This window comes from Crenothrix sp. (genome assembly GCF_043729335.1).
In the GTDB taxonomy this organism is placed as follows: Bacteria; Pseudomonadota; Gammaproteobacteria; order Methylococcales; family Methylomonadaceae; genus Crenothrix.
In genome coordinates, this window is the sequence record NZ_JAYTLQ010000050.1 from 163,547 (window position 1) to 169,546 (window position 6,000).

Sequence of the window (6,000 nt, forward strand, 5' to 3'; positions counted from 1 at the left end):
AAATCAGTGCCTGATTCTACTATATTAGAAACAAATATTAAAGAAACCTACCTTTTGGGCTAGAATGTGCTCCAGTGGTATTATTGCCCCATGATGAACAAAACAACTAAGGGTTAAAGTTATTCTAAATTTCTTCAAAAAATTTATTAATTTGGCTAAGCATGACGCTGAGCTTGTTGACGAGACAGTTGCTGAGCAGGTCAGAGTTTATTCCAGATCAGAGCATACTATTTCCAGGGCGCAAATCAGTGAAAATGCCTTGAAGGTATTGTATCGCCTGCAAAAAGAAGGTCATGAAGCCTATTTGGTCGGCGGTTGTGTGCGCGATTTGTTATTGGGCAGAGAACCCAAAGATTTCGACGTGGCAACAGATGCCAATCCTGATGAAATCAAACGCATCTTTCGTAACTGCCGCATTATTGGCCGACGTTTTCGCTTGGCGCACGTTCATTTTGGTCGGGATGTGATTGAAGTGGCGACGTTTCGCGGTGATGGCAACAAGCAACTGAATGATTTGCAAGTTCTGGACAGGGAAGGGCGCTTGTTGCGCGATAACATCTACGGCACTGTTGAGGAAGATGTTTGGCGCAGAGATTTTACTGTCAATGCCTTGTACTATCGGCTGAAAGATTTTGCGGTGCTTGATTATGTCGGCGGCATGGCTGACCTTAATTCAGGCACGCTAAAACTCATCGGTGATCCTGAGACACGGCTACGTGAAGATCCGGTGCGCATGTTAAGAGCGGTGCGTTTTGCCGTTAAACTGGGCTTTATATTGGATGTCGAGTGCCAAAAAGGGATTCACAGTGTTGTCGATCAATTAAGCAGTATACCCAGTGCGCGTCTTTATGATGAAACCCTAAAGCTTTTTATGTCGGGTTATGCATTGCAAACCTTCGAAATGTTAAGTCATTATGGTCTATTTAAAATATTATTTCCCAGCACTGAAAAAAATCTGATTAGCAAAAGCGGGGATGCGGCCAGGAAGTTAGTAACCCGGGCCTTACAAAATTCAGATGATAGAATCGCTGAAGGCAAAACCGTGACGGCTTATTTCTTATTTGCAGCTCTCTTATGGGAACCTGTGCAATCGCGTGCTAAGACACTGATGGCTCAAGGGGTAGGCGAGTATATGGCTCAGCAGGATGCCGCTAACGAAATTATTGCCAAACAGGTTAAAAGTACCGCTTTACCACGTCATATTACTATGGCCATGCGGGAAGTGTGGAGTTTTCAATCCAAACTTGATGTATGCGTCGGTTCTAAACCCAGCCGTTTAATCACCCATCCTAGATTTAGAGCCGGTTATGATTTTTTACTGTTGCGTGCTGAAACCGGTAGTGCATCACCAGAGCTGGCAGAGTGGTGGGGCAAATACCAATCTGCTGATGAAACCGAACAACGTGCCATGACTCAACCTCCGCGTAATGGATCAGCTACTAAGCCTAAACGCAAATACAATAAACGTAAACGCACTACGCCGATTAACTCAGGGACAGACACTTCAGAGCAGTGATGCAATACCGAGATGACTCAATAACACCTAAAATTACCGCCTATATTGGTATGGGCAGTAATTTGGCCGATCCGCTTGAACAACTCTATCGTGCCCGTGAAGCCATCGCGGCTATAGACGATGTAACAGATCTGGGAATATCAAGCTTTTATCAAAGCCCACCCATGGGGCCTCAAGACCAGCCCGATTATGTCAATGCCGTGATGAAGGTGGCCACGCAGTTGTTGCCGCTGGATTTATTGCATAAGCTGCAAAGCATAGAAAATGAGCAGGGTAGGGTACGCGGCGAACGTTGGGGTGCTAGAACCCTGGATTTGGATATATTACTTTATGGCGACCAGTCCATTAACTTAGCTGAATTAACCGTGCCGCATGTTGGCCTTGCCCAACGCGCTTTTGTTTTATATCCCTTATCCGAAATAGCCCCAGAGCTTAATATAGCTGGCAAAGGTGATGTCAAAGACTTACTTAAACGCTGTCCGTTAGCGGGCTTAAAACGCCTGGATTCATGAAGATGCAACCATGACAACATTGTTATCGATTAATGATTTAACTGATATGAAACGCCGTGGTGAAAAAATCACCTGCTTAACTGCTTACGATGCCAGCTTTAGCGCGGTATTGGATAAAGTGGGCATTGATGTTATTTTGGTAGGCGATTCGCTGGGCATGGTTATTCAAGGCCATAGCACAACGGTACCGGTTTCGGTTAAAGACATGGTTTATCATAGCCGTTGTGTCAGCCAAGCGCGGCAACGTGCCTTTGTTATTGGTGACTTACCGTTTATGAGTTATGCCACACTTCAAGAGGCGGGCAAAAATGCAGCGCGATTAATGCAGCTGGGCGGCGTACAAATGGTTAAGCTGGAAGGTGCGCGTATGGATTACGTTAGTTTTTTAGTGGATCAGGGCATTCCGGTGTGCGGCCATTTAGGTTTGTTACCGCAATCGATAAATCAATTAGGCCGTTATGCGGTGCAAGGTAAAAATACCCCAGATGCCGAAAAGATCAGCGAGAATGCCTACGCGCTGCAACAAGCGGGAGCGAGTTTGCTGGTTTTGGAGTGCGTACCCGCAGCGCTTGCCAAACAGATCAGCGAGCAACTCAGTATTCCGGTGATTGGTATTGGCGCAGGTGTAGACTGCGATGGCCAGGTTTTGGTATTGTATGACATGCTCAATATTGGCATTATTAAACGCCCGCGATTTTCTAAAAATTTCATGACAGATGTTAATAGCATTGAAGAGGCTGTTGCAGCTTACCATCGTGCAGTTAAAATCACTCAATTTCCCGCTCCTGAACATAGTTTTTAAGTTTAATGCAAACAGTTAATACAGTAGTGCAGTTGCGCGCTGCCATAAAAAAATGGCGGCTGGCCGGTGAAAGTGTCGCCTTTGTGCCGACAATGGGCAATTTACATGCCGGGCATTTAAAGCTGGTTGAAGCCGCCAAAAACTATGCAGATCGCGTGGTAGTGAGTATTTTTGTAAACCCCACCCAATTTGGGGTTACTGAAGATTTTGGCAGTTACCCCAGAACAGAAGCCGCCGATCAGGAAAAGCTGGCTAGCGTTAATACCGATTTAGTATTTTTGCCCAGCCTGGAAGATATGTACGCACCGGGTGCCCGTACTACCGTGGTTGTTGACGGCTTATCTACAGTGTATTGCGGCGCATCACGGCCTGGACATTTTGTGGGAGTGGCCACCGTTGTGTGTAAATTATTTAACATGGTGCAGCCGGATGTTGCTGTCTTTGGTGCTAAAGATTTTCAGCAATTGATTATTATTCGCACGATGGTCATGGATTTAAATATTCCTGTTGATATCATTGGCGTAGAAACTGCCCGCGAAGAAAGTGGTTTGGCGATGAGCTCGCGTAACAGTTATTTGAGCGAGCCAGAGCGGGTGACTGCTGCAAAGGTGTATCAGGTTTTGTGCAGGGCACGCACGTCTGTACTGGCGGGCAACCAATCGTTGAAAGAAATTGAAATTGATTCTATGTTTTTTTTGCATAAATCCGGTTTTCATCCCGAGTATTTCAATATTTGCCGTAGTAGTGATTTAAAAAAAGCCGATGCGGATGATCGGGAATTAGTGATATTAACGGCGGCAAAATTAGGTAAAACGCGGTTAATCGATAATATTCAATTTACCCGATAAGCCTTATACGCTCTGGAGATATCGCAGTTTTTAATAAGAGGTGAGCCATGCCCTTGTATTTTTACCCCACCCAGTTAGGTCGTATAGGTATTGAAGAACAGCACGGCCACATAACCGAGGTTTATTTTGATAACGATCCGGTACCCGAATCTGCTGAAATTTTGGCAACTGCGTTAACGGACGAAGCCGCCAGACAACTCAACGCTTATCTTGCGGGTACACTCAAAACATTTTCTTTGCCATTGGCACCGTCTGGCACAGCTTTTAGGCAAAAAATCTGGCAACTGCTGTGTGCTATTCCTTATGGCCAAACGGCCAGTTATAAAGCTATTGCCCTTGCTGCTGATAATCCCAAAGCTGTACGGGCAGTCGGCCAAGCCAACAACAAAAATCCTATTCCTATTTTTATTCCGTGTCATCGTGTTATTGGTTCTAACGGCAAAATGGTAGGTTATGGGGGTGGTTTGGCAATCAAAGAACAGTTATTGAATCTGGAGCGACAAAACAACTCATGATGAGCCAATTGAGCTATACGATAATCAAAGTTATTATCACGAGCCTGATTATTGTAGCTATATCGGAACTGTCTAAACGAAGCTCAATGGTAGGTGCTTTATTAGCCTCATTGCCGATCACCTCGACTTTAGCGATGCTGTGGTTGTATGTTGATACCAAAGATATTAATAAACTAGCTGATTTAGCAGGCAGTATTCTTTGGTTTGCTATTCCGTCTTTTGTATTTTTTTTCAGCATACTCATTTTATTGAAAAAAGGTGCGCCGTTTTATTTGACTATGGGATTTTCCATGTCGTTAACAGCCGGTTGTTATTTATTGATGATTGCTATATTGACGCGCTATGGCATTAAATTGTAAGTCTGTTTATTGAAATAGGACAAATGCAATGTTACAACCTACAAAACTGGAGCTTTAAAAATGCGTTTTGTTATCCATCAGCTTACTTGGCTTATCGGTTTGTCGGTGGCTTTGTTTTTTATAAGCACAAGCGTTTTCGCCCATGGTGTAGATGCCAATACCGAACGTTTTTTGCTGGCCAATCAAGGCGTCGCAATAGGCATTTTTTTGTATATTGGTGCCAAGCACATGGTCACTGGCTACGACCATCTGCTGTTTCTGGTCGGTGTGATTTTCTTTTTGTTCCGCACCAAAGATGTACTGCTGTATGTCAGTCTATTTACCTTAGGGCACAGCTTAACGCTATTACTGGGCGTATTGAACAATATAAGCGTTAATCCTTATCTCATTGATGCGATTATTGGCCTTTCCGTGGTTTACAAAGGTTTTGATAATCTGGGTGGTTTTCAGCGCTTATTGGGCTTTCAACCGAACACAAAAATGGCGGTGATGATATTTGGTTTGTTTCATGGTTTTGGTTTGGCGACTAAGTTGCAGAAATTTCATTTGCCGCAAGCTGATCTATGGAAAAATCTGTTGGCCTTTAATGTAGGCGTAGAGTTAGGGCAGTTTATCGCCTTAGTATTTATTGTAATTGCACTTAATTTTTGGCGCAGAAGTCAGCGTTTTTATGCGTTTGCAACGGCCACTAATACGCTGTTAATGACGGGCGGATTTGTTCTGTTCGGTTTTCAAATGACCGGCTATTTAATTAAGGGTTAAGCCATGAATGAAATAAATCCGCCTGTGCAATCCCTAAGATCATTGGTATTAGCCACTGTTATTGCGCTGTTGTTGGCGGTGATTATATTAATAACAGCGGTACTGCCTGCTGAATACGGCATTGATCCGACGGGTTTTGGCAAAAAATTGGGGTTAACGCAATTAGCTGCTCAAGGTGAGGATATTGTTGATCCGCTGGTGTCATCGTGCAAAGATCAGTTGGCGAAATGGACAGATTCTACGACGCTGGTGGTTCCGGTTCATAGCGGTTTGGAATATAAATTTCATGTGCAAAAAGGGGAAAAGCTTGATTATTCCTGGCATACAGACGGTGCGAAAGTGTATTTTGATCTGCATGGCGAGCCTAAGGGCGATAAAACAGGCTTTTTCAAAAGCTTTAAGGTGGGTAGTGAAAGCCAGGCTAGCGGCAATTTTACCGCTGAATTTGAAGGGCCGCATGGCTGGTATTTTGAGAATAAAACTCAGGCGCCGATTACGGTTATTTTGAATACCAAGGGTGGTTATCGGGTGATTGGGTTGATGTGAAGGCTTAAGAATCAATAGTATTTTATATCCAAATTGATATAATTAACTGATGTTACGCAGCCTGTAATTTCTGCAACTCTTCATATGCCATTTGGTTAGCTTTGATAAACAATTTAGTCCGTAGTGCAAAATGGTTGGCC

General features: G+C 43.9%; 8 protein-coding genes. All 8 read left to right on the top strand.

Annotated elements, in window-relative coordinates; genetic code table 11:
- Window positions 1-151 precede the first annotated feature (151 nt).
- From pcnB to ACHZC4_RS11560, 8 genes are read left to right on the top strand one after another with little or no spacing between them, the layout of a single operon-like run.
- A complete protein-coding gene (pcnB, locus tag ACHZC4_RS11525; protein ID WP_394753994.1) occupies window positions 152-1,516 on the top strand; it encodes a polynucleotide adenylyltransferase PcnB in 1,365 nt (454 codons plus the stop codon).
- Window positions 1,516-2,028, top strand: coding sequence for a 2-amino-4-hydroxy-6-hydroxymethyldihydropteridine diphosphokinase (gene folK / locus ACHZC4_RS11530; RefSeq protein WP_394753995.1), 513 nt, complete (start codon window positions 1,516-1,518; stop codon window positions 2,026-2,028). Before pcnB ends, folK begins: the two co-directional genes overlap by 1 nt.
- A gap of 10 nt (window positions 2,029-2,038) precedes the next feature.
- The gene (panB, locus tag ACHZC4_RS11535) at window positions 2,039-2,830 is read left to right on the top strand and encodes a 3-methyl-2-oxobutanoate hydroxymethyltransferase (RefSeq protein ID WP_394753996.1); all 792 of its coding nucleotides are present in this window, start codon (window positions 2,039-2,041) and stop codon (window positions 2,828-2,830) included.
- A 5-nt stretch (window positions 2,831-2,835) separates the two neighbouring features.
- The gene (panC, locus tag ACHZC4_RS11540; protein ID WP_394753997.1) at window positions 2,836-3,678 is read left to right on the top strand and encodes a pantoate--beta-alanine ligase; all 843 of its coding nucleotides are present in this window, start codon (window positions 2,836-2,838) and stop codon (window positions 3,676-3,678) included.
- Between the two features lie 47 nt (window positions 3,679-3,725).
- Window positions 3,726-4,193: a methylated-DNA--[protein]-cysteine S-methyltransferase gene (locus ACHZC4_RS11545; RefSeq protein WP_394753998.1), complete on the top strand. Its 468-nt coding sequence runs from the start codon at window positions 3,726-3,728 to the stop codon at window positions 4,191-4,193.
- Window positions 4,190-4,552, top strand: a complete 363-nt coding sequence (locus ACHZC4_RS11550; protein WP_394753999.1) for a DUF3147 family protein — start codon at window positions 4,190-4,192, stop codon at window positions 4,550-4,552. The genes ACHZC4_RS11545 and ACHZC4_RS11550 overlap by 4 nt, the downstream gene beginning before the upstream one ends.
- 60 nt (window positions 4,553-4,612) lie before the next feature.
- On the top strand, window positions 4,613-5,314 hold the full coding sequence (locus tag ACHZC4_RS11555) for a HupE/UreJ family protein (protein ID WP_394754000.1): 702 nt from the start codon (window positions 4,613-4,615) through the stop codon (window positions 5,312-5,314).
- Window positions 5,315-5,317: 3 nt separating this feature from the next.
- A complete protein-coding gene (locus tag ACHZC4_RS11560) occupies window positions 5,318-5,860 on the top strand; it encodes a hypothetical protein (protein WP_394754001.1) in 543 nt (180 codons plus the stop codon).
- Window positions 5,861-6,000: the final 140 nt, after the last annotated feature.